This is a genomic window from Streptomyces sp. NPDC059092 (genome assembly GCF_042756365.1).
GTDB lineage: Bacteria > Actinomycetota > Actinomycetes > Streptomycetales > Streptomycetaceae > Streptomyces.
Genome location: NZ_JBHZEJ010000068.1, coordinates 26836 through 48790 on the forward strand (window position 1 = coordinate 26836; position 21955 = coordinate 48790).

General features: G+C 71.6%; 18 protein-coding genes and 1 pseudogene. 14 read left to right on the plus strand and 5 right to left on the minus strand.

Annotated features, from left to right (window positions below):
• Positions 1 to 315: 315 nt before the first annotated feature.
• Entirely contained in the window at positions 316 to 3351 is a 3036-nt protein-coding gene (locus ACFXPL_RS29900) for a SpoIIE family protein phosphatase (protein WP_384925436.1), read from the minus strand.
• Positions 3352 to 3809: 458 nt separating this feature from the next.
• Here ACFXPL_RS29900 and ACFXPL_RS29905 point away from each other — a divergent pair, with 458 nt between their 5' ends.
• The 7 genes and pseudogenes from ACFXPL_RS29905 to ACFXPL_RS29935 all read left to right on the plus strand — a co-directional run.
• Positions 3810 to 5201, plus strand: coding sequence for a S1 family peptidase (locus ACFXPL_RS29905; protein ID WP_384925438.1), 1392 nt, complete (start codon positions 3810 to 3812; stop codon positions 5199 to 5201).
• 226 nt (positions 5202 to 5427) lie between these two features.
• Positions 5428 to 6144, plus strand: a complete 717-nt coding sequence (locus tag ACFXPL_RS29910) for a TetR/AcrR family transcriptional regulator (protein ID WP_384925440.1) — start codon at positions 5428 to 5430, stop codon at positions 6142 to 6144.
• Positions 6145 to 6313: 169 nt separating this feature from the next.
• Complete coding sequence (locus ACFXPL_RS29915) at positions 6314 to 7126, plus strand: cupin domain-containing protein (protein WP_384925442.1); 813 nt, start codon at positions 6314 to 6316, stop codon at positions 7124 to 7126.
• A gap of 199 nt (positions 7127 to 7325) precedes the next feature.
• Positions 7326 to 7880, plus strand: coding sequence for a type 1 glutamine amidotransferase domain-containing protein (locus tag ACFXPL_RS29920; RefSeq protein ID WP_384925444.1), 555 nt, complete (start codon positions 7326 to 7328; stop codon positions 7878 to 7880).
• Positions 7877 to 8674 (plus strand): HAD family hydrolase, encoded by a 798-nt coding sequence (locus ACFXPL_RS29925; RefSeq protein ID WP_384925446.1) that lies wholly within the window; start codon positions 7877 to 7879, stop codon positions 8672 to 8674. Before ACFXPL_RS29920 ends, ACFXPL_RS29925 begins: the two co-directional genes overlap by 4 nt.
• Before the next feature lie 218 nt (positions 8675 to 8892).
• On the plus strand, positions 8893 to 10233 hold the full coding sequence (locus ACFXPL_RS29930) for an MFS transporter (protein ID WP_384925448.1): 1341 nt from the start codon (positions 8893 to 8895) through the stop codon (positions 10231 to 10233).
• Positions 10230 to 10877 (plus strand): annotated as a pseudogene (locus ACFXPL_RS29935) (type 1 glutamine amidotransferase domain-containing protein); the annotation flags it as partial. The gene ACFXPL_RS29930 and the pseudogene ACFXPL_RS29935, both read left to right, overlap by 4 nt.
• Before the next feature lie 39 nt (positions 10878 to 10916).
• Here ACFXPL_RS29935 and ACFXPL_RS29940 read toward each other — a convergent pair.
• Positions 10917 to 11453 (minus strand): flavoprotein, encoded by a 537-nt coding sequence (locus ACFXPL_RS29940; RefSeq protein ID WP_384925472.1) that lies wholly within the window; start codon positions 11451 to 11453, stop codon positions 10917 to 10919.
• Positions 11454 to 11807: 354 nt separating this feature from the next.
• Between ACFXPL_RS29940 and ACFXPL_RS29945 the strand changes: the two genes are divergently transcribed.
• Positions 11808 to 12614, plus strand: coding sequence for a hypothetical protein (locus ACFXPL_RS29945; RefSeq protein WP_384925449.1), 807 nt, complete (start codon positions 11808 to 11810; stop codon positions 12612 to 12614).
• Between the two features lie 92 nt (positions 12615 to 12706).
• On the opposite strand, the gene ACFXPL_RS29950 is transcribed toward ACFXPL_RS29945, so the two are convergent.
• Entirely contained in the window at positions 12707 to 13102 is a 396-nt protein-coding gene (locus ACFXPL_RS29950; RefSeq protein ID WP_384925450.1) for a YciI family protein, read from the minus strand.
• Positions 13103 to 13302: 200 nt separating this feature from the next.
• Positions 13303 to 14157, minus strand: a complete 855-nt coding sequence (locus tag ACFXPL_RS29955) for a type 1 glutamine amidotransferase domain-containing protein (protein WP_384925452.1) — start codon at positions 14155 to 14157, stop codon at positions 13303 to 13305.
• A gap of 148 nt (positions 14158 to 14305) precedes the next feature.
• Here ACFXPL_RS29955 and ACFXPL_RS29960 point away from each other — a divergent pair, with 148 nt between their 5' ends.
• The 3 genes from ACFXPL_RS29960 to ACFXPL_RS29970 all read left to right on the plus strand — a co-directional run bounded on the left by ACFXPL_RS29960 (position 14306) and on the right by ACFXPL_RS29970 (position 17554).
• On the plus strand, positions 14306 to 14989 hold the full coding sequence (locus ACFXPL_RS29960) for a type 1 glutamine amidotransferase domain-containing protein (protein WP_384925454.1): 684 nt from the start codon (positions 14306 to 14308) through the stop codon (positions 14987 to 14989).
• A gap of 346 nt (positions 14990 to 15335) precedes the next feature.
• Positions 15336 to 16241, plus strand: a complete 906-nt coding sequence (locus ACFXPL_RS29965; RefSeq protein WP_384925456.1) for a LysR family transcriptional regulator — start codon at positions 15336 to 15338, stop codon at positions 16239 to 16241.
• A 65-nt stretch (positions 16242 to 16306) separates the two neighbouring features.
• The gene (locus ACFXPL_RS29970; RefSeq protein WP_384925458.1) at positions 16307 to 17554 is read left to right on the plus strand and encodes an FAD-dependent monooxygenase; all 1248 of its coding nucleotides are present in this window, start codon (positions 16307 to 16309) and stop codon (positions 17552 to 17554) included.
• A 54-nt stretch (positions 17555 to 17608) separates the two neighbouring features.
• Here the strand turns inward: ACFXPL_RS29970 and ACFXPL_RS29975 are convergent, their stop codons facing one another.
• A complete protein-coding gene (locus ACFXPL_RS29975) occupies positions 17609 to 18046 on the minus strand; it encodes an ATP-binding protein (RefSeq protein WP_384925460.1) in 438 nt (145 codons plus the stop codon).
• 223 nt (positions 18047 to 18269) lie between these two features.
• Here ACFXPL_RS29975 and ACFXPL_RS29980 point away from each other — a divergent pair, with 223 nt between their 5' ends.
• From ACFXPL_RS29980 to ACFXPL_RS29990, 3 genes are all read left to right on the plus strand, one after another.
• The gene (locus ACFXPL_RS29980; RefSeq protein ID WP_384925462.1) at positions 18270 to 19070 is read left to right on the plus strand and encodes a GntR family transcriptional regulator; all 801 of its coding nucleotides are present in this window, start codon (positions 18270 to 18272) and stop codon (positions 19068 to 19070) included.
• Positions 19067 to 19717, plus strand: coding sequence for a YdcF family protein (locus ACFXPL_RS29985; RefSeq protein ID WP_384925464.1), 651 nt, complete (start codon positions 19067 to 19069; stop codon positions 19715 to 19717). Before ACFXPL_RS29980 ends, ACFXPL_RS29985 begins: the two co-directional genes overlap by 4 nt.
• Positions 19718 to 19973: 256 nt before the next feature.
• On the plus strand, positions 19974 to 21833 hold the full coding sequence (locus tag ACFXPL_RS29990; RefSeq protein ID WP_384925466.1) for a multicopper oxidase family protein: 1860 nt from the start codon (positions 19974 to 19976) through the stop codon (positions 21831 to 21833).
• Positions 21834 to 21955 lie beyond the last annotated feature (122 nt).

Here is a 21955-nt window from a genome sequence, read left to right on the forward strand (position 1 = left end):
GGGCCATGGGCGGGGTGTGTTGAGTGTAGACACTGTGGTGCTGGTGGTGTGACAAGTGGAAGAGTAGTGGACCAAGTGACCTTTGAGTAAAGGCTGTCGGTGCCGGTTCCGGCCCCGTAAACGCCAAGGAGGCGGTGTGGCCGATACGTTGCGTCGCACCGGTTCGCGGTCGGCCGCGACTTCCGGCTCCACCCCGCGCCTGGCCTCGGACGACGATGGTGGCACCGAAGGGGCGGGCGCGCCCCGCGATCACTCGGATATGGCGGGATTCAAACGCTGCCGAACGCTGCCGAGCGTGACCGGTAGCCGGCCCACTCACACGCGGGGCGGCGGCGCGTTGAGCCCTCCGCGGTCCCCGAGGTCACCCGGATCTCCCAGGTTTCCGGGTCCCGCGAGGTCTTCGAGGTCACCGAAACCTCCAAGATCACCGAGGTCACCGAGGTCGCCCAGGCCCCCCAGACCGCCCAGGCCCGGGTGGTCCCCGTCCGCGCCGGGGAGCGCCTGCTCCGTCCAGATGCACTTGCCCGTGGCCGTGTACCGCGTACCCCACCGCTGCGAGAGCGCCGTGATGAGCTGGAGTCCGCGCCCGCCCTCGTCCGTCGCCGAGGCGCGGCGGATCCGGGGGGTGGTCAGGCTGCCGTCCCCGACCTCGCAGACCAGCTCGGCGCTGCGCAGCAGCCGGAGCCGTACGGGCCCCTTGGCGTGCCGTACGACATTGCCCACCAGCTCGCTGACCAGCAGTTCCGTGGTCGTCGCCAGCTCGTCGAGGCCCCAGGCGGTGAGCTGTTCCCGTACGTGTTTCCGTGCCTCCCCGGCGGCCTGCGGGTGCGAGGGGAGCGGCCAGGAGGCCATGTGGTCGGTGGCGAGCGCGTGGACGCGGGCGACCAGGAGCGCCGCGTCGTCGGAGGTGGGCTGGTCGGCGGGGAGGAGTCCGGCCGTCAGGGTGTCGCAGAGCTGGTCCAGGTCCGCGGTGGGCGAGGTGTCGGCGGTACGGAGCAGCCGGGCGAGGGTGGCCATGCCCTCGTCGATCTCGCGGCCCGACGACTCGATCAGGCCGTCCGTGTAGAGGACGAGCAGCCCTTCCTCGGGGATCGTCAGCTCGGCCGTCTCGAACGGCGGCTCCGCCGCGCCGAGCGGCGGGGCGAGGGCAAGTTCGGGGAAGTGGACGGTGCCGTCGGGGTGGACCACGGCGGGCGGCGGGTGCCCGGCGCGGGCGAAGGAACAGATCCGGGTGGTCGAGTCGTACAGCGCGTACAGGCAGGTGACGAACGAGTCCTCGCCGAGGTCGCCGACGATCTCGTTGAGGTGGCTCATGATCTCGTCGGGCGGCATCTCCAGGGCGGCCAGGGTGTGGACGGCCGTACGGACGCGGCCCATGGTGGCCGCCTCCGGCAGCCCGTGGCCCATCACGTCGCCGATGACCAGCGCGACCTGCCCGGCGGAGAGCGGGATGATGTCGTACCAGTCGCCGCCCACGTCCATGCCCTGCCCGGCCGGCAGATAGCGTGCGGCGGCCGTGCACGCGGGCAGCTCGGGCAGGGTGCGGGGGAGCAGGGCGCGCTGGAGTTCCTGCGACCGGGTGTGCTCGGCGTCGTACAGCCGGGCCCGTTCCAGGGCGTGCGCGACGAGGGCGCTGATCGCGGTGAGCAGCGTACGGTCCTCGTCGGGGAGGCGGTGCGGCCGGTCGAAGGCGATCACGCAGACGCCGAAGGTGTGTCCGGAGGCGATCAGCGGCAGGAACACCCACGCTTCCTTGGCGGCCTCGGACGGACGGTGCCGCATGTCCGGGTAGCGCGCCATGAACTCGTCGGCGGACGAGATGAACAGCGGCGTCCGGGTCAGGAGCGACTCCCAGATCGGGCCGCCCCGTGCCGGCGTGGACCGGACGATCACATCGACGAAGTCCGGCGGATAGCCGACGGATCCGATGCACGACAGCCGGTCGCCGCCGACCTCGACGGCCAGCACGATCAGCCCGCCCGCGCCGAACGGCGGCAGCACGCGCCGCGCGACGGCCTCCACCACGTCCCGGGAGGTCGTCGCCCCGGCGAGCGCGGTCGTCAGTTCGGCGATCCGGGCGGCGCGCTCCGCGGCGGCCCGCTCCATGGCGTCCTGCTCGGCCTGGCGGCGGCGGCGTTCGGTGACGTCGGAGAAGTAGAGGGTGACACCGTCGGGCACGGGGACGAGCCTGAGGTGGTAGCTGCGGTCGGCGCCGGGCGACCGTACGTCGAAACCCGCGGGCCGGCCCGCGGCGGCGGCCTCCCTGCACCGGGTTTCCAGGCCGGGCACGTTCCGGACGGAGGGCAGCTCCCACAGGGGGTGCCCGAACAACTCCTCCTCGGAGGAGCCGAGCGCCTGCTCCGCCGCCAGGTTGACGAAGGTGACCCGCCAGGTGTCGTCCACGGCGAGAAAACCGTCGCTCATGTGGCGCAGGGCGCGGCTGAGGGCGTCGCGGGCGGAGGGCGACTCGTTGCTGTCCCAGGCCCGGCCGACCATACGGACCGGCTCGCCCCGGTCGTTCAGTACGGTCCTGCCGCGCGCCTGCGTCCAGGCGTAACCGCCGTCGGGGCGCCGTACCCGGTACTCGGCCTCGAAGACGGTCCCGTTGCGGATCGCCCGCTCGGCGGCGGCGAGGGTCCAGGCCAGGTCGTCGGGGTGGACGACCTTCAGCCAGCTCTCGATGCTGGGGACGAAGTCGTCCGGATCGGTGCCGTAGATGACCATGGCCGCGTCGTCCCAGGCCAGCTCGCCGGTGTGGATGTTCCAGTCCCAGGTGCCGATCGGGACGGCCTTGAGCGCCTGCCGCAACCGCTGCCCGCTCATCTCCTCGCCGGGCGGCCGGGCCCGCGCGGGCGGCGGCGCCTGGCCCATCCGCTCCTCGGCCCAGTGGACGACGGCCCGCAGGAACTCCCACTGGGCCTCGGTCGGCCGGCCCCGGTCGCCCATGACGATGGTGAGCGCGCCGACGGGACGGTGCCCACCGCGCACCGGCACGGCCGCGAGCCCGGCCCCGGGCCACCCGTCCCCGCTCCCGGCCGCCCCTGCCGGCACCCACACCCCGGCGGCGCTCCCGTTCCCGGCTCCGTTCCCGTTCCTGGTTCCGCCGCCCTGGCGTACGGCGCGGGCAGGAGCGGTCGGCCCTTCCTGGTCGACCATCTCCCAGGGCCGCACCAGACGCGGCGGCAGCCCGGTCGAGGAGACGAGCCGCAGCGCGGACATCGGCCCGCGCAGATGCACGGTCCCGCCCAAGCCGTCCAGCTCGGCCACCGAGTGCTGGAGGGCCAGCCGGAAGATCTCGCTCTCCGTGACGCCTTGATCCACGGTGGCCAGCAGATCCAGCCGCGCTTTCATTGTTTAAGGCTACATGTTACGTATGTGCGATTCATTGCTTATCGCACCCATTGGTGTGCGGGGCGGGACGGCGTCGGGTGCGGGCCCGGGCCGGTTCGGCCGGGCCCGTTGCTGTCCGGTGTCCCTCTGTTCCTGTGCTGTGTCCCTGGAGCTCCTGAATCCGGGACTACGGGGACACACCTCCCCCCGGCATCGGCCGGCCGCTCCAGACGTTCACGCCGCGCGTCGCGAGGTGTGCGGCCACGGCGGACGGGGTGCGGCCCTCGACGCGGAGGTGCACCGTCGCCGTGCGGCGTTCCGGGTGGCCTTGCGGCAGAGGCGACGCGCGCGCGGAAAATCCGGTCGGCTTTGAACCGGGCCCGGGCCCCGTACGTATGGGAGGAGGGCCCTCTGATGCCCGGGGCTCCGGCGCTGGCGATGTCGTAGACGTCGTACCGGTACGACATTGGGGGCCACGGATGAAGCACGCGCGACGCCATCTCCGGCGGATCACGCGAATCGCCGCCGTCGGCGGACTGGTCTGCGGCGGACTGCTGGTCTCGAACGCCGTCGCGGACGAGCCGGCCGGCCGCGCGGCGGGGGCCGATGGCGCGGCCGTCGCCGAGGTGGGGACCGGCCTGGTGGCGAAGCTCGGTACCTCCCGTACCGCCGGCACCTGGATCGCCGCGGACGGGCAGCCGGTCGTCGCCGTGACGGACGAGGACGCGGCGGCCGAGGTGCGGCGCGAGGGGGCGCGGGCCGAGGTGATGCGGTACAGCATGCGCGACCTCACCTCCGCCACCGAGGCGCTGCGCGAGGCGCCCCGGGTTCCCGGGACCGCGTGGGCCGTGGACTACGCCGCCAACCGGGTCGTGGTGCAGGCCGACCGGACCGTCTCCGCCGGTGACTGGTCACGGATGACCGACGTCGCGGACGGGATCGGCGGCTCCGTGGAGATGGAACGGAACGCGGGGGAGTTCCGTACGAAGGTGAACGGCGCAGCCCCGATCTTCACCAACAGTGACCGCTGCTCCGTCGGCTTCAACGTGACGGACGGCCAGAACGACTTCGTCCTGACGGCCGGGCACTGCGGCCCCGCGGGCACCACCTGGTTCCAGGACACCGGAGGCGCCACGCTGGTCGGCTCGACGGTCGCCACGACGTTCCCCGGGAGCGACTTCTCCCTCGTGCAGTACGAGAACCCGGCCGCGTTCGACGGCACGAGCACCGTGGACATCGGTGACGGCCGGGGCGTACGGATCATCGGCGCCGCCGACCCCGTCGTCGGCCAGCAGGTGTTCCGCAGCGGCAGCACCACGGGGCTGCGCTCCGGGCAGGTGACGGCGCTGAACGTGACGGTGAACTACCGCGAGGGCACCGTCACCGGCCTGATCCAGACCACGGTCTGCGCCGAGCCCGGGGACAGCGGAGGGCCGCTCCTCGCGCAGGGGCTGGCGCTCGGCGTGACCTCGGGCGGCAGCGGGGACTGCACCGTCGGGGGGACGACGTTCTTCCAGCCGGTGTCGACGGCGATGGCGGCCCTCGGGGTGCGGCTCGCGGGCGTCGAGACCGGTGGCGGCAACGAGACGGCGACCGGGAGCGGCGACGGGACGGCCGACCGGACGGATCCCACCCCCAGGGGGACGGAGGCGGGCGGCGGCGTTCCGGCGGGCAATGGCACCGGGAGCGGAACGGGCGTCGGGGCCGGGATCGGTACGGGAACGGGCGCGGTCGGTTCGATCGTGGACTACCGGACCCTCGTACCCGGGCTGGTGATCATCGCTCTGAGCCTGCTGGGGCTGACGATGGCCCAGCGGATGTGGTCGGAGAAGGCCAGCTACCGCAGCCAGTACTCGCAGAGCTGGGGCTGAGGGGCGAGGGGCCGGGGCTGACGGCCTGTCTGCCGGGCCGTTCACCGGCGCGTGCGCCGGGCCGCCCACCGGGCTGTTCGGCGGGCCGCGCGACGGCTGGTGCCGGTGCGCCGAATACCGCGCCTATGCCGCGCTTTCGGCTGCCCTGCGCGGGTATTCGACCGTAAGTGAATCATGTCCCAATGGGACATTTGGGGTGTACGATCGGCTCCATGAAGGTGATGAGGTGACCCGGCAGAAGACCGCCCCGACCGCCGCCCCCGTCGAGGACGGCCGGCAGCGCAAGGCGCGGCGCACCCGGGAGGCGCTCGGGTCCGCCGCCGTCGATCTCATGCTGGAGCGGGGCCTGGCGGACGTCACCGTCGAGGCCATCGCCGAGCGCGCCGCCGTCACCCGCCGTACGTTCAGCCGCCACTTCAGCGGCAAGGAGGACGCGGCCGTCGAGTCGACCCGCGTCGACGGCGAACGCATCAACGACGCCCTGCGCGCCCGTCCGGCCGGCGAACCGCCCCTGGTGGCCTACCGGTCGGCCGTCAGGGAGTGGCTGTTCGACGAGGTGTGCCCCGGGGTGCACCGGCGCCCGCGCGGCCGTGAGCTGTTCGCCCTCGTCGACCGCGAGCCCGCGCTGTTCGCGGCGTACGAGCGGGTGCGGATCGAGGCCCAGGAGGAGTCCGTGCGGATCCTCGCCACCCGGCTCGGTGTGGACCCCGACCGGGATCCCCGTCCCGCGGTGGTCGTCGGCGCCGGCGCCGGGGTGCTGATTGCCGCGCTCCGCTTGTGGGCGCGCGGTGCGGACGGTGACCCCGAGGGGCTGCCCGCGCTGGTCGAGCGGGCGTACGACGCACTGGGCGGGGAGGCGGCGGCGAGGAAGGGCGGCCCCCCAGGGGAATCCCCTTACCCGGGCGGCGAAAATCGTTTCTCCTTGTCCCGTTCGATGTATTGAGGTTGCCTCGGGACCCGTCCGCGGTCGCCCCGGAACATCAGATTCCCCTCAACAATAAATCTTCATACCCCCACCAGAATCTCCTATTTGAGCGGAAGTGGGATCGGTGCTTTAGTTGCCATGTCGAGATTGATCGGCCATGGGCAATCCGCAACGGGGGTAAGAAAACATGGCGGCCACACCGGTAACCAACATATTCGAAAGCGCGAGGGAGGCGACGGAAGGGATCGAGGCCGGTCCGCGAAGGGATCGGGCCGTCCGGCTGGACGCCGGTCCGGCGGACATCGCCGAGTTGAAGCGGCTCCTGCGACGCGGCGCCCGCGTCGCGCACGAGCAGTTCGACGAGGACACGCATCTGGACGAGGTCATCCCGAAGCCGTGGGGGTACGAATACCGCGCCTTCGTGGACGAGTTCTTCGACTTCTGGGCGCTGCACATCGACGCCCCGCACAGCACCTCGGTGCATGTGCACCCGCGCAAGCTGACGTATCTGCTCTGTCTGGGGGGACAGGGCGTCACGACCGGCCTGGGCGGGGTCTCGATCCCGATCAGGCAGGGCAGCGTCGTACGGATCGCGCCCGGCGCGTTCCACGGCACGCGGAACGCGGGGGACGAACCGCTGGAGCTGATCGAGGTCGAGTCACCGAGGAACAAGTTCGATCTGATGCGGCTCAAGGACGACTACAACCGGGCGGGAACGGCGTACGAATCGACCTCGCTCGAAACCCCGTGTCACCCGATGCGGAAAGTGGTCGCGTTTCCGAACACACGGATGCGGGCGCGGACGCCGGACGGGCGTTTCCGTTTCGAACTCCGGACGGGAATGGACCTGTTCTACCGGCGGCGCGCCGAAGACCTCTTCCACATTCCGCTCTGCGTCTCCGGCGCGGTGTACGCGGACGTGGAGATCCTGACCGGCCGGCCGGAGGAGACCCGGCGCGTGCAGGCCGACAAGCAGTATCTCTGCGTCAGCCGCGCCTGACGGAAAGGAGAGCGGTCGCGGGAGAAGACCAGAGAACAGGCACCAGAGAACAGGCACCAGAGAACAGGGACCAGGGAACAGAGACCAGAGAACAGGGAACCGGGAACGCGGTTCGGAAGACAAGGCGAAAGAAGTAAGGAAAGAGCACGAGCGGGATCGCGAGATAAAGATCGCGGGAGAAGGATCCGGGGGGATCGTCATGTCTCACACTGCTGTCATCATCACCGGTCAGGGATTTCAGGACCACGACGTCGTCTTCACCTACTACCGCCTCCTTGAGGAGGGCTGGCAGGTCGACATCGCCACCAAGAACGGCGATCCGGCCACCGGCAAGTACGGTGTTCCGCTGCCCATGGACAAGACGGCGCGACCGCTCATCGCGTACGAGGACCTCGCCGTCGAGCTGTACGACACCGTGATCCTCACCGGCGGCCACGAGGCGCCGGACCGGGTGCGGCAGGACCGCGACGTACTGGACTTCGTCGCGGGGATGAACGAGGCCGGCAAGGTCGTCGCCGGGCTCTGCCACGGTCCGTGGATCATGGTGAGTGCCGGGGTGCTGCGGGGGCGGCGGGCCTGTGCGTACATCGGGCTGCGCGACGACGTGATCAACGCGGGTGCGGAGGTTGTCGACAGCGACGTCATCGTGGACGGCAACATCATCACCTGCTCGTACTACGGCTACATGGGCGCGTTCATGCGCGCCGTGTTCCACACGACGGAGCAGCTCGCGGCGAAGAGCGCCGTCCGATGAGCCGTCACCCGCGGGCACGGGCCGGGGCACCGGGTCCGGAGGTGGGGCGCGAGCAGGGGCGGGGGCTGCTCGCGCTCGACTTCGACGGGGTCGTCTGCGACGCCCTCGACGAGTGCGCCCTCATCACCTGGCTCGGGGAGCAGCCGCACGATCGTGCGCTCCCCGGGCCGGGGCAACTGGCCCTGGTGCCGGAGGAGTTCACCGTACGGTTCCGGAAGGTACGGGACTACGCGCGGGTGCTGGACCACTTCCTGGTGGCCCATCACCCCGAGGCCGGCGCGATCGGCTCCCAGGCGGAGTTCGACCGGTTGTACGCCTCGCTGCCCGAACCGCGCGTCCGGCGGTTCGTGGCGGCGGCGTCCGCCGCCCGGGACCGGTTCCGGGAAGCGGAGCCGGAGTTCTGGCTCGGGCTGCACACGCTCTACCCCGGCGTGGACGACCTGCTGCGGCGGGCCGACGTACCCGTGGTGATCGTGACGGCGAAGGACGAGCCCTCGGTACGCGCCATCCTGGCCCGGCACGGCCTGGAATCGGCGGTCGCCGAGGTCTACGGGGAGTGCGCCGCCAAACCGGAAGCGGTCCGGGAGGCGTGCGCGCGGCGGGGGGTGCCGTTGGAAGCCGCCACGTTCGTGGACGACAACCTGGCCAATGTGCGCGGGGTGTCGGCGGCGGGCGTGCGGGCGCGGTGGGCGGTGTGGGGTTACCAGACCCCAGAACACCGCGCGGAGGCAGCGAAGTTCGGGATCACGGGGCTCGAACTGTCCGGCCTGGCCGGGCTGCCGTTGACCTTCTGACCCCTCCCCGGGGAGGGCGTCCGGTGCACTCGGTACGGCACCGGACGCCCTCTTCCATGCCCGTCCCCTGACCATGCCCGTCCCCTGGCCACGCCTGTCCCCGGCCATGCCCGTCTTCGGCTCATGGCCACCTTCGGTCCATGGCCACCTTTCGGCCCATCTCCGGCCCATTCCCGGCTCATCTCCGGCCCTTCTCCGGTCACTTCCAAGGGGGTTCCATGACCACCACCGCCGCCACCGGGCCCGCGCGCCGCGGGGTCCCGCGCCGCCGACGAGCGCCCTCTCCGTCTCCGTCTCCTTCTCCCTCCCGCTTCTCCTTCTCCGGCCAGCTCGCGCTGCTGGTGGCCATGGCCTTCGCCATCCCCGCGCAGCTCTACCTGGCGATACCCGTCGCCGACCGCGTCCAGATCGCGTACGGGGTCGACGCGGCGTCCGCCGCCTGGACCGGGGCCGCGTTCTCCTTCGCGTACGCCCTCGGCTTCCTGGTCTTCGGGCCCCTGTCCGACCGCGTCGGCCGCCGCCCCGTCCTCGCGGGCGGCGCGCTGGCGACGGCGGTGACCACCGCGCTGACGGCCGCGGCGCCGGGGCTCGGCTGGTTCCTGGCCGGCCGGGTGCTCCAGGGGTTCGCGGCGGCGACGTTCGCGCCCGTCGCGCTCGCGTACGTGACCGAGCGGGCGCCCGCCGCCCGGCGGCCCGTCGCGCTCTCGCTGCTCACCACCGGGCTGCTCGGGGCGGGGATCGCGGGTCAGGTGTACGGCCAGTTGGTGACGGAGCACGCCGACTGGCGGGCCGCGTTCTGGCCCGCGGCCCTGGTGTACGCGGCTGCTGCCGTGGCCTTCCGGCGGCTCCTGGCGTCCGGTGCGTCCGGTGCGTCCGGCCTCGCCGCGCCCGGGGCGGCGGGGCCCGCTCCGGCGGCCTCCGTCCGTGCCGTCGCCGCCGCGGCGCTCGCGCTGCTCCGTACACCCGGCCCGGCGGCCGTGTTCGCGGCGGCGCTGCCGGTCTTCGGCAGCTTCGTCGCCTTCTACGCCGTGCTGGAGAGGGAGTTGCGCCTCACGTACGGGTTCGACGCCAACGGGCTGCTGCTCGCCCAGGCCGCCGGGGCGGTGGGGCTGCTGGCGGGCCCGCTGGTGAACCGGCGCTTCGGCACCGCCGGGCCCCGGGCGCTCGCGCTCACCGGGTACCTGGCGTCGGCGTCGGGGCTGCTGCTCGCCCTCGCGGCAGAGGCGGCCGCCCGGCCGGAGGCGATGATCGGCGCGGGGGCGCTCTTCGTCGCGGGTACGGGGCTGATCGTGCCGGGAACCGTCGGCCTGCTGCACCAACTCGCCCCGCACGCACGGGGAACGGCGGGGGCGGTCAACACCTTCGCCCTGTTCGCGGGCGCGTCGGCCGGCCAGCTCGCCGCCGCGCACCTGGGCCCGCGCCCCATGCTGGCCGTGCTCGTGGCCGCCACCCTGCTCGCCGCCCTCACCGTGGCCACCGGTACGCGTACTCGTACCCCTACCCCTACCCGTACTGGAACCCGTACGGACACCCCTGAACCGACCAGGAGCCGGCCATGACCGTGATCCGCACCCGGCGCGTGCTGTACGTGCTGACCAGCCACGACACCCTCGGCGATACGGGCGCGCCCACCGGCTTCCACCTCGGCGAGACCGTCACCCCCTGGCAGCGGCTGCGCGCCGACGGCCACGCGGTGGACTTCGTCTCCGTACGCGGCGGCCGGCCCCCCGTCATCGGGTACGACCCGCACGACCCGGTCCAGCGCGCGTTCCTGGCCGATCCGGAGGGCGGCGGCCGGCTCGCCGGTACGGCACGGCCCGAGGAGGTGGATCCGGCGGTGTACGCGGGCGTGCTCTTCGTCGGCGGCCACGGCACGATGTGGGACTTCCGGGGGCACCCGGCGCTGCACGCGCTCGGGCGGCGGGTGTACGAGTCGGGCGGGGTGGTGGCCGCGATCTGCCACGGCCCCGCGGCGCTCGTCGACCTGACCCTCTCGGACGGTACGCACCTGGTGGACGGCCGGGAACTGACCGCGTTCTCCCACGCGTCGGAGACCGCGCGCGGGCTGGCGGACGTCGTACCGTTCTCGCTCCAGTCGGCGCTGGAGGAGCGCGGCGCCGTCTTCTCGGCCGCCTACGACCGCTCGCCGCACGTGGTGGTGAGCGGCCGGCTCGTCACCGGGCAGAACCCGCAGTCGGCGGCCGAGTTGGGGGAGCGGATGGCCGGACTGCTGCGTTCGCGTTCACGCCGGCCCCGGGGTGAGCAGTTCCAGCGCCTCCTCCCAGCGGAACAGGCCGGCCCCGCCACCGGACTCGGGCTCGTGGGGCGCGTACGAGCCGACCAGGACGCCCATCTCGCGCAGCAGGTCCAGACTCCGGCGGTACGCGGGGTGGGCGGCCAGGGCGGCGTTGACGTACGGGAGGACGGCTGTGGGGATACCGGAGCCGTACGCCTCGCACAGGATGCCCAGCGCCAGGGTGTCGGAGATCCCGGCCGCCCACTTGTTGATCGTGTTGAAGGTGGCCGGGGCCACCGCGATGGCGTCGGCGGGCGGCAGCGGCCGGGGGTCGCCGGGTGAGCGCCAGGCCGAGCGGATGGGGTAACCGGTCCGGGCCTCGACAGCCGTGGCGTCGAGGAAACCGAGGCCGTACGGGGTGGCGACGACGCCCACGTCCCAGCCCGCCTTCTGGGCCGCCGTGACCAGCGTGCCGGCATCGGCGGCCACCCCGGCCGCGCACACGACGACGTACAGGAACGGCTTCCTGGTCTGCTGGTCCAGTGGTCCGGGCTGATCGGGCTGGTCGGGCTGATCGGGCTGGTCGCTCACGCGGGAACTCCCCCTCACGGCTGAAGTGATGCGGTGCAGGCAGGGTACGGCGACGGTCGCGTGCGAGGCGGCCCCCTGTTCGCGACCGTCGCCGGGCCGCAGGGGCAGCCACCCTGCCCTCCCGTCGTACCTGGCGCCTCTTCCCGGATGCCCGAAGCCGGGGAGAATGGGCGGGTAACCCCTGACCCTGTGGAAGGAACCGCCGTGCACAGTCGTGACGCACACCGCTCACACGACCCGGGCCGGGCGCGTGGGCGCGCCGCGGACGACCGCCCGTCGGTGCGGACCGGCGGGCCGGAGAAACCCATGCACACCTTGCAGAACTCCGCGGGGAACCAGGCGATGCTGAGCGCGATGTCCGAGGCGGGGACGGGGGACCGGCAGCAAGCCGGGCCCGTGACGCCGCTGCAGAGGGCGATGGGCTCGGCGCTGCCGGTGCAGCGGGCGGGGTTCCAGAACACGCCCGTGGGCGAGCCCGGGGGCTTCGGCGGCTCCCTCGACGACGACGACGTCCGGCTGATCGGCGAGGCCGCGGGCCGCGTCCACGAAGTCATGGCGAAGGCGCAGACCGCGGGGAAGGACGTACTGCTCTTCATCGGCGTCGGCACGGGCAACCCGTCGGCCGCCTGGGGCAACCCCACCAGCGGCGGTACCGGCGGGATCACCGATGAGGACCAGAGCTCCCCCGGCTTCCTCGCCGAGGCGGGCGCCGCGGGCTACACGGTGATCGCCGTCAACTTCAATGTCGGGGACGGGAAGGCGATCTCCGAGACCGGTGGCGACGGCCCCGTGGTGAAGATGTCCGTACCCGCCCGCTTCCCGCTCGACGCGGACGGCAAGAAGAAGGCGGAGGGTCCCGTGGGGGCGCTCCACGCCGCTGCCGGGGCGGCCAGCCGCTTCGCCATCATGAACGCCGTCACGCAGGCCGACTACCAGCCCCTGATCGACCTGGCGACCGCCAAGACGAAGGGCCAGTCCGCCTACTTGAAGTCGTACATGCAGGACGGCAAGACCAGCGCGTTCTCCCCGATGACCAAGAAGAAGGGGATGCAGTCCGAGGGCGGCAAGTTCGCCTCCATGGGCGACGTCTTCGCGGCGGACAAGGACGAATAGGACGACCGACGGGCCCCGGCGGGGGCGCCGCACGGGGCCCGCGCCCCGAGCGGCGCGTACGCGTCCGCCTCACCCGGCGGTGAGATCGTGCCTCACACCTCCGGTGGCCCCGAAGGCACGGCGTGGATCTCCACCGGCTCGTTGGACGGTGTGCCATCCGGGCCCGGTGCCGCCGAGACCTGGGCGGCGAACTCGATCGCCCGCGCCTCGCTTTCCACGTCGATCACCCAGTAGCCGGCCAGGATCTTCTCGGCCCGGAGGTGCGGTCCCGCCGTCACGTCCGGGCCGGCGCCGTTCCGTGCGCTCACGGACGTGACCAGGGACGGCCCGCCGAGCCCCTCGGCCTGCACGAACTCACCGTTCTTCACGAGCTCGTCATTGAGCCTGCCCATGTGCGCGATCATCGCGCGCACGGACTCCGGCGAGTAGGAGGCCATGTCGGCGTCCCAGGTCTCGCGGTTCCCGAAGACCTGCACCATGTACTTCATGCCGTGACTCCCTTGTTCCGTACCGGTGGTCCCGTACTGGCTGTCCCGTACCGGCTGTCCCCTGGCGGTGGTCCCGTCCGGGGCTTCCGAGGGGTTGACCGTTCCCCGCTCCGGAACTCATCGCGCCCCGGGCCGCGGGCCGGCCGGCCGCCTTGGGCCACCGAAAGAGGAATTTCTCCGTCCGGGTATTTCGCGGTCATTCAACGAGCATTCCCGGCCGCCGTCGCGGGTACGGAACCGGAGAAATTCGTGCTGTGCCCGATCAGCCAGTTCCCGGGAAGTTCCCTGCCGAGTGCCAGCCGCATACCGAGTGCCGTGGCCTCCGCGGCCGACGCCGGATTCTGTCCCGTGACCAGGTTTCCGTCGCGTACGACATGAGACGCGAAGGGCTCGCCCGACTCGTACCGCGCCCCGCGCTCACGCAGCGCCTCGTCGAGGAAGAACGGCACGGTGGCGGCCAGCCCCGCCGCCTCCTCCTCGGCCCGGGAGAAGCCGGTGACGCGGCGCCCGGCGACCAGCGGGGCTCCCTCGGGCGTACGGGCCGCCAGCAGCGCAGCCACGCCGTGGCAGACCGCGACCACCACACCGCCCCCGGCGTGGAAACGCGTCAGGAAGCCGGCCAGGCGCGGATCCTCGGGGAGGTCGAGCATGGCGCCGTGGCCGCCCGCGATCAGCACGATGCCGAAGCCCGCGCTCTCGTAGTGGTCGGCCGTCGTCGTCGCGGCGAGGCGTTCGCGCACCGTGGTGTCGTCGAGGAAGAGGCGTTGCGGCAGGTCGGAGCGGTCGACGCCGCCGATCTGCGGGGTGCCTTCGCGGGTGCCCGCGAAGGCGAAGTCCCAGCCGGCGGCGAGCAGGGCGCGCCAGGGGTACGCGGCCTCGGGCAGCCAGAAGCCCGCCTGACGGCCGCTGGGCAGCCTGGCGACGCTGCTCACCACGATCAGCCCGCGCCGCGCGGGCCCCGCCCCGCGCTCCCTGGTCTCCGCGCTCCTGCCGCTCTCGCCGCTCTCCGCGCCCGCTCCGCTCTCTCCTGGCTCGCTCTCTCCGGGCTCTTTCATATCCATTCCATTCTCCGAAGGGAGCTCACCCTAACGAATAACTTCCATGAAGTTCTCTATGGGGGCGATCGAACAGATTATTTGGCGGTCGGGATTCCCGGTGCCTACATTCGGTGAACGGAATCGCACACGGAAATGGAGAATGGTAATGGCCAAAAAGGTTCTGTTCGCGCTCACGAGCCATGGCGCCCTCGGCGACACCGGCCGTCCCACCGGCTTCTACGTCCCCGAGGTGGCGCACCCCGCCGCCGTGTTCCGCGCGGCGGGCTACGAGATCGCGTACGTCTCCGTCCAGGGCGGCGCGCCGCCGCGCGACGGGTTCGACGCCGGGGACCAGGTGCAGGCCGACTTCCTCGCCGACCCCGGGACCGCCGCCGCCCTGTCCGGTACCGCCGCGCCCGGTGAGCTGTCCGCCGCCGACTACGACGCCGTCTTCTACGCGGGCGGCCATGGCGCGATGTGGGACCTGCCCGGCTCGGAGGAGCTGGCCGCGCTGGCCGCCGGGGTGTACGAGCGGGGCGGTGTCGTCGCCGCCGTCTGCCACGGTCCTGCCGGACTGGTCAACATCCGGCTCGGGGACGGCTCGTACCTGGTGGAGGGCAAGCAGGTCTCGACGTTCACCAACGAGGAGGAGGCGGCGGTCGGCCTGACCGAGGTCGTGCCCTTCCTGCTGGAGAGCAGGCTCGCGGAGCGCGGCGCGAAGATCACCAAGGCCGGCAACTTCGCCGAGCACGCCGTCGCCGACCAGCGGCTGGTCACCGGCCAGAACCCGGCCTCGGCGCTGCGGGTCGCGGAGCTGGTGGTCGAGCAACTGGAGGCGCTCGCCGTCTGACCCGCCCCGCCGGAGGAACCGGAGGAACCGGAGGAACCGGAGGAACCGGAGGAGGAACCCGAGCGACCGGAGCGACCGGAGGAGGTCGACGCGCGCTCCCCCACGCAGGTGGCCGCTTCTCGTGCTCTCGGGCACGAGAAGCGGCCATACGTGCGTATTCACCGTGCCCTTACGGGTGTTTTCCACCGACCGGACTGCGCGAGCGCGGCATTGCGCGCAGCATGGACAGCGGACACCCGGCCGCCCCCGACGACCCCGCTGAGTGTCGGCACTGTCGACCGACGAGTACGACCACCACCCCGCCGAGCACCGCGCGGGGCGAGCGCACAGGGGGACGGCCTTGACCATGGCGGTACAACTGAGCTGGCTGCGGACGTTCGTGACCGTCTACCGCCTGGGCTCCTTCACCAAGGCGGCCCAGCGGCTCGAACTGTCCCAGCCCACCGTGACCCACCAGATCCGCAATCTGGAACGGGAGCTGGGCAAGTCGCTCTTCGAACGCATCCCGCAGGGCGCCCTCCCCACCCCCGCCGCCGAGACCCTGCTGCGGGAGGTGCAGGGCCCGGTCGACGCGCTCGGCACGGTGGTGGAGCGCCACTTCGGCGGCGCCCCCGACGGCCATCCGCTCTACGTCGGCGGGCCGGTGGAGCTGATCACCTCGCGCGTCCTGCCCGCGGTCAGCGACCTCGTCGCCGACGGGCTGCGCCTCACGTTCGGCTTCGGTCTCGCGGACGATCTGCTGGGCCGGCTGATGAGCGGCGACTTCGACCTCGTCCTGTCGACCGTACGGCCCCGGCTGCGCGGCATCACCGCCACGACGCTGGTGGACGAGGAGTTCGCGCTCCTTGCCTCCCCGGAGCTGGCCAGGGACATCCCCACCGACCGGCTCACGGAGAAGGAGGGCCCGGCGGTCCTCGCCAAGTACCCGCTGATCGCGTACGCCGAGTCCCTGCCGATCATCCGCCGCTACTGGCTCACGGTCTTCGGGTTACGGCCGACCGCGACGCCCTCCCTCGTCGTACCGGATCTGCGCGGGGCGCTCGCCGCGGTCAAGTCCTCCGCGGGCATCTCCGTACTCCCCAGCTATCTGGCGGCCGAGGAGCTGGTGCGCGGCGAGGTCGTCAAGCTGCTGGAGCCCGAACTCCCGCCCATCAACACCTTCTACCTCGCCACGCGGGACGGGGATCTGACCCGTACGGACCTGTCCCTGCTCCACGGTCAGCTCCTGATGAAGGCCCGCCTGTGGATGTGACGGCCGTATCCACCACCCGCCTGTTACTCTTCGCCGTCAATTGATCGCTCTGTGTCATTCTGGGAGTGCGTGTGAAGGTCGCCTGTGTCGGCGGCGGGCCCGCCGGACTGTACTTCTCGATCCTGATGAAGCGGCAGGATCCGTCCCACGAGATCACCGTCTACGAGCGGAATCCGGCCGGTTCGACCTACGGCTGGGGGGTGACCTACTGGGGCGGGCTCATCGAGAAGCTGCGCGCCCACGACCCCGAGTCCGCCCGCACCATCGGCGAGCGCTCGGTCCGCTGGAGCGACGGGGTCGCGCACGTGGGCGACCTGACCACCGTGCACCACGGCGACGAGGGATTCGGCATCGGCCGCCGCGAACTGCTGGACATCCTGGCCGGGCGAGCCAGGGAGCTGGGCGTACGCGTCGTGTACGAACACGAGGTCACCGGAGGGCCGGACGAGGGGGAGCTGGCCGGCGCCGACCTCGTCGTGGCCTGCGACGGCGTGAACAGCGGCCTGCGTGAGCACCACGCGGAACACTTCGGTACGGAGGTCACCGAGGGCCGGAACAAGTACGTCTGGCTCGGCACCACCAAGGTCTTCGACTCCTTCACCTTCGCGTTCAAGGAGACGGAACACGGCTGGATCTGGGCGTACGGCTACGGGTTCAGCGAGCGGCACAGCACCTGCATCGTCGAGTGCTCCGAGGCGACCTGGACGGGCCTCGGACTCCACGAGACGGACGAGGCCGGCACCCTGGCCCTCCTGGAGAAGCTGTTCGCCGTACCGCTGGACGGGCACGGCCTCATCGGCCGGGCGAACTCCGGCGGCGCCGCCGCCCAGTGGCTCACCTTCCGCACCCTCACCCACCGCACCTGGTCCCACGGCCGCCTCGTCCTGCTCGGCGACGCCGCGCACACCACGCACTATTCCATCGGCGCGGGCACCACCCTCGCGCTGGAGGACGCCATCGCCCTCGCGGGCGCGGTGCGCGACCACGCGGAGCTGCCGCCCGCCCTCGCCCGCTACGAGCGCGAACGCCGGTCCGCGCTCCTGCCCGTGCAGAGCGCGGCCCGCTACAGCGCCCGGTGGTACGAGGACCTGACGCGCTACATCCACCTTCCGCCCGCGCACATGTTCGCCCTCCTCGGCCAGCGCCACTCCCCGCTGCTGCCGTACGTCCCGCCCGCGCTCTACCACCGCCTCGACCGCGCGGCGAGCCGCGTGACGGCGCTGCGCACGCTCAAGCGCCACCTGGGCCCGAGGCTCGCCCGGGCGCTCGCCCTGGGGCGGCAGGCCGTACGGAAGGGCGGGCCGGGCGGGTAGGCACGCCGCCATGAACCCCGCCCGGGAGGACCTGCCGGCTGCCGAAAGCCCCCTTCACCTCGACACCTCAGCCCACACGGCCTTCCCGAACGGCCGATCGGCCACACCCCAGCACTCCGCCGGTGCCTCCACGATGAACAAACCGCGCCCCCGGCCCCGTTCGTCCGACGCCGCCCGAAAACACGGCCGCCGTCTCACCGGATCCCGCACCTCGATCCGTACGCATGTGTCCATGACCGCGAGCACGACCAGCACGGAGTCCCCGGGCTCGGTTCCGTACCGCACCGCGTTCGTCACCAGCTCGGACACGACGAGCTGGACGTTGTCGGCGTGTTCCTCCGCGACCCCCGGCAGGTGGTACGCGAAGAACTCGCGCACGTAAGCACGGGCCGCCCGCACCGACTCCGGAGCGCTGACCAGCGTGAGCTGTGACGGCGGCCCCGCCGGCGGACGCCGGCGGGCGTTCTCGTACCGCTTCGGGAATGTGGTCACCACGTGGATCCCTTCTTGGACATGCTCTGCCGCAAGCACGGCACAGGACTTGGGCCGTGCGCGACCGAAGTCGTCCTCCGGGCAGAGGGGTGCCGGATCAGTTATGCGACACCCTCTGCTGTCCTGGGACTACGGGTCGTGAGCGAAGACCTTGCCGCATGGTCCGCGTGCTGTCAACAGTCCCGGGACTGTGGTTGACTTGGCCTGTCGAGAGGAGCCCTACATGGCACCGAAGTGGCGAAAACTGGCTGACCGGCTGGCCGACCGCATCAGGAGCGGTGACCCCATGTACGCCCCGGGGCGTCAGCTACCGCACATTCGGGAGCTGGTCGAGGCGGGCGAGGGCTCCAAGTCCACTGTCCATGCGGCGTACAAGGCGCTGGAAGCGGAAGGTCTCGTCACGTCGTCGCGGGGCCACGGAACCGTGGTGCGGCAGCAGGCGGCACTCAAGCGACTCGGCATAGGTCGGTACGACAAGGCGAAATGGCGTGACGGCGACGAGGTGGCGTTCGTTGCCGACCGGGTTGCCTCCGGCCGTACGTACCGGCGCGGTGAGCAGACGCAGAGCGTCACTCTTGGCGAGGCCCCACCCGAGGCTCTTGCCGCGTACGGCCTGCCGACAGGCACGGAGCTCTACGCCCGCGCCCGTCTTGTGAAGGAAGGGGAGCAGCCGACGCATACCCTGACCAGCTACTACCGGCCCGAACACGTCGATGGAACCCCTCTGGTCGACCCAACTCCCGGACCCGCCGGCCGCGGCGGCGGATTTCGGGTTCTCCTCGACGCGGGATACGAGATCGACCAGATGAAAGAAGAGCTGCTCGCTCGCGCTCCCACGCGAGAAGAAGCGAAGCTGCTTCGGTTGCCGGTCGGTGAACCGGTTGTCGAGTTGCGCAGGACCACCCGCACAGCGGATGGCACCGTGGTCGAGTTCGCCGTCGGCGTGCACGCCGCGTCGCGCTTCGCGTGGGAGTACAGCTTCAGGATTCCCGACTCGGCGCGGGACGGAAGGGATGTGCAGTGATCTCGGCACAGGCATGGTCGGACGCCGTGCGGTTGTGGGACTTCCACCAGATGCGTCACGAGCCACGTCCTTGCTCGGTGGCCGTCGGCCTCGGCAGCCATGACCTGAGCGTGGCCGACACCACCGTGGAGCTCTACCGGCGCGGCATGGCACCGCTGATCGTGTTCACCGGGGCCACCAGCCGTACGACACAGGACCGCATGCCGCGCGGGGAGGCCGTCCACTACCGGGAGCGCGCCTTTGAACTCGGCGTCCCGGAGCGGGTCGTGCTCGTGGAAGCGCGCGCACGCAACACCGGCGAGAACATCCGCTTCTCGCGTGCGCTGCTCGAAGACGCCGGGGTCGACGTCACGTCCGTGCTGCTGGTCAGCAAGCCCTACGAGGAGCGACGCGCGTACGCCACGGCGCGCACACTCTGGCCCGGCGTCGAGATCGTCAGCGCGTCCACGCCGATGACCTTCGAGGCGTACGTCGAATCCATCGGGGAGCCGCGCCTGGTGCTCGATATGCTCGTCGGCGCGCTGCAACGACTGCTGGTCTACCCCGAACAGGGATTCATGATCGCGCAGTCCGTGCCTCACGACGTGAGAGCCGCGTATGACCGGCTGTGCCGCGCGGGCTACACGAGCCGCCTCGTCCTCGGATGACCTGACCTCGCGTTCACCGGTCCTGGTCTCCGCCGGCCCGGGTCGGGCCGTACCGCCGGGCTGCGCGGAAGCGGAACCGTAACGGAACTGAACATCCCGTACACGTGTACAACCTGCCAGAGTGTCCGAAAAGCAGCGCAACCTTTGGGGATCATCCCTATTCGGGCAACCGGGACGGATCGGGGTGAGTCCTACCCCGTGAAGGTGCCGCCGGGAGCGTTCGACGGCACGGGGGAAAGCAACGGGGGGTCGTACCTTGTCCGAGACCATCATCGGCGCGCCCGGAAACGGCGCCGACACGGAATCCACCGCCACCACTACCGCCGCCGAGTCCGGCGGTCTCACGCCCTTCCTGGACCGGCTGCGCGTACCGCGGACGCTCCGGCCGGGCAGTGGTGTCGAGAAGATCGAGCTGAAGTCGACCTGGGTGCGGCTGCACGCGCAGATGGCGCCGACCCATGTCTTCGCCTACGACGGGCAGTTCCCCGGTCCCACGATCGAGGTGAACAGCGGGCAGCGGGTCCACATCGCCTGGACCAACCGCATCAAGAACGCCCCGTACCCGGTCGTGGCCGGGGAGGCGCCCGCCGTCAACGGGTCGGCCGTGCCGTACGCGCCGCCGGGCCGGGGCGAGGGGTTCGTGGAGATCAAGGAGGTGGCCGACCTCCCCGCCTGGTCCGTGACCCATCTGCACGGCGCCGAGACCGGCGGCGGCAACGACGGCTGGGCGGAGAACGCGGTCGCGTACAAGGACGCGCAGCTCTCCGAGTACCCGAACGAGCAGCCCGCGACCACGCTCTGGTACCACGACCACGGCATGAACATCACCCGCTGGAACGTCTTCGCCGGTCTCGTCGGGATGTATCTGATCCGCGACGAGGAGGAGGCGGCGCTGCATCTGCCGAGCGGGAAGTACGAGGTCCCGCTGATCCTGATGGACCGTAACTTCGAGACGGACGGACGGGGGCGGCCCACCGGGCAGTTGCTGCACAAGGTGCGCCGCGCGGCGGACGCGCCGGACGCGGAGTCGGGGAAGCATGTCGCCCTGCCGTTCTCCGGTCCGTACAACCTGGTCAACGGGGTGGTGTGGCCGTACCTCGACGTGGAGGCCCGCTGGTACCGCTTCCGGCTGCTCAACGCCTCCAACGCCCGGATCTACAACCTCGCGCTGGTCGACGAGGAGAACCGGCCGGTGCGGGGCGCGATCCGGCAGATCGGTTCCGACGGCGGGCTGCTGCCCCGACCCGTCCCGGTGGAGTACGACGAGACGGCGCGGCGCGGGCTGTCCGTCGCGCCCGCCGAGCGGATGGACCTGCTGATCGACTTCCGGGCGCTGCGTGGGAAGAAGGTGCGGCTGGTCAATGCCGGCGGACAGCCGGCGGGTCTGCCCGACCCGGCGCGGGACGTGCTGTTCCCGCAGATCATGGAGTTCCGGGTGGGGGCGCTGCCGGTCGCCGACCGGTTCGTCCTGCCGTCGGTGATCTCCTCGTCGTTCCGCCGGCTGACCCATGACACCCCGCACGGCCACCGGCTGGTCGTGCTCAGCGCGCCCGGTACGAAGGGGGGCGCGGGCCATCCGGAGATCTGGGAGATGGCCGAGGTCACCGACGGGTCGGCGGCGCCGGGGCAGGACGGGGTGATCGCGCTCCTCGGCGAGGGCGAGACGCTGCCGAAGATCTACCGGCGGATCGCCAGGACCTTCGACGACGCGCTCGGGTTCAAGGTCGCGCACGGCGACCACGAGCTGTGGAGCTTCCTCAACCTCGGTGGCCCCACGCACCCCATGCACATCCATCTGAGCGAGTTCCAGGTGCTGGAGCGTGAGGTGTACGACGTGTCGGGCTTCAGCCCGGCGGGCGCCACGACCACCTCGCCGGTCAGGTACACCGGGGCGAACCCGGTCCCGGACAACGAGCAGGGCTGGAAGGACGTGTTCCAGGTGCGGCGCGGCGAAATGGTCAAGGTGATGGGCCAGTTCACCGGGGCGCACGGCCGGTTCATGTACCACTGCCACCTGCTGGAGCACGAGGACATGGGCATGATGCGGCCGTTCACCGTGATGCCCCGGGAGGTGCTGGTCTTCGACCACCACCAGCCGGGCCACGGCGGCCACTGACGGGACACGCGCACACCGGACGTCGCCAGCGTCGCGCGGTGCTGCCCACCCCCCTGATGGAGCGGCGCCCCGCGCTGTAAAGGCCCGCGGACGGTGTGTTAGTGCCACTCATCAAGATCCAG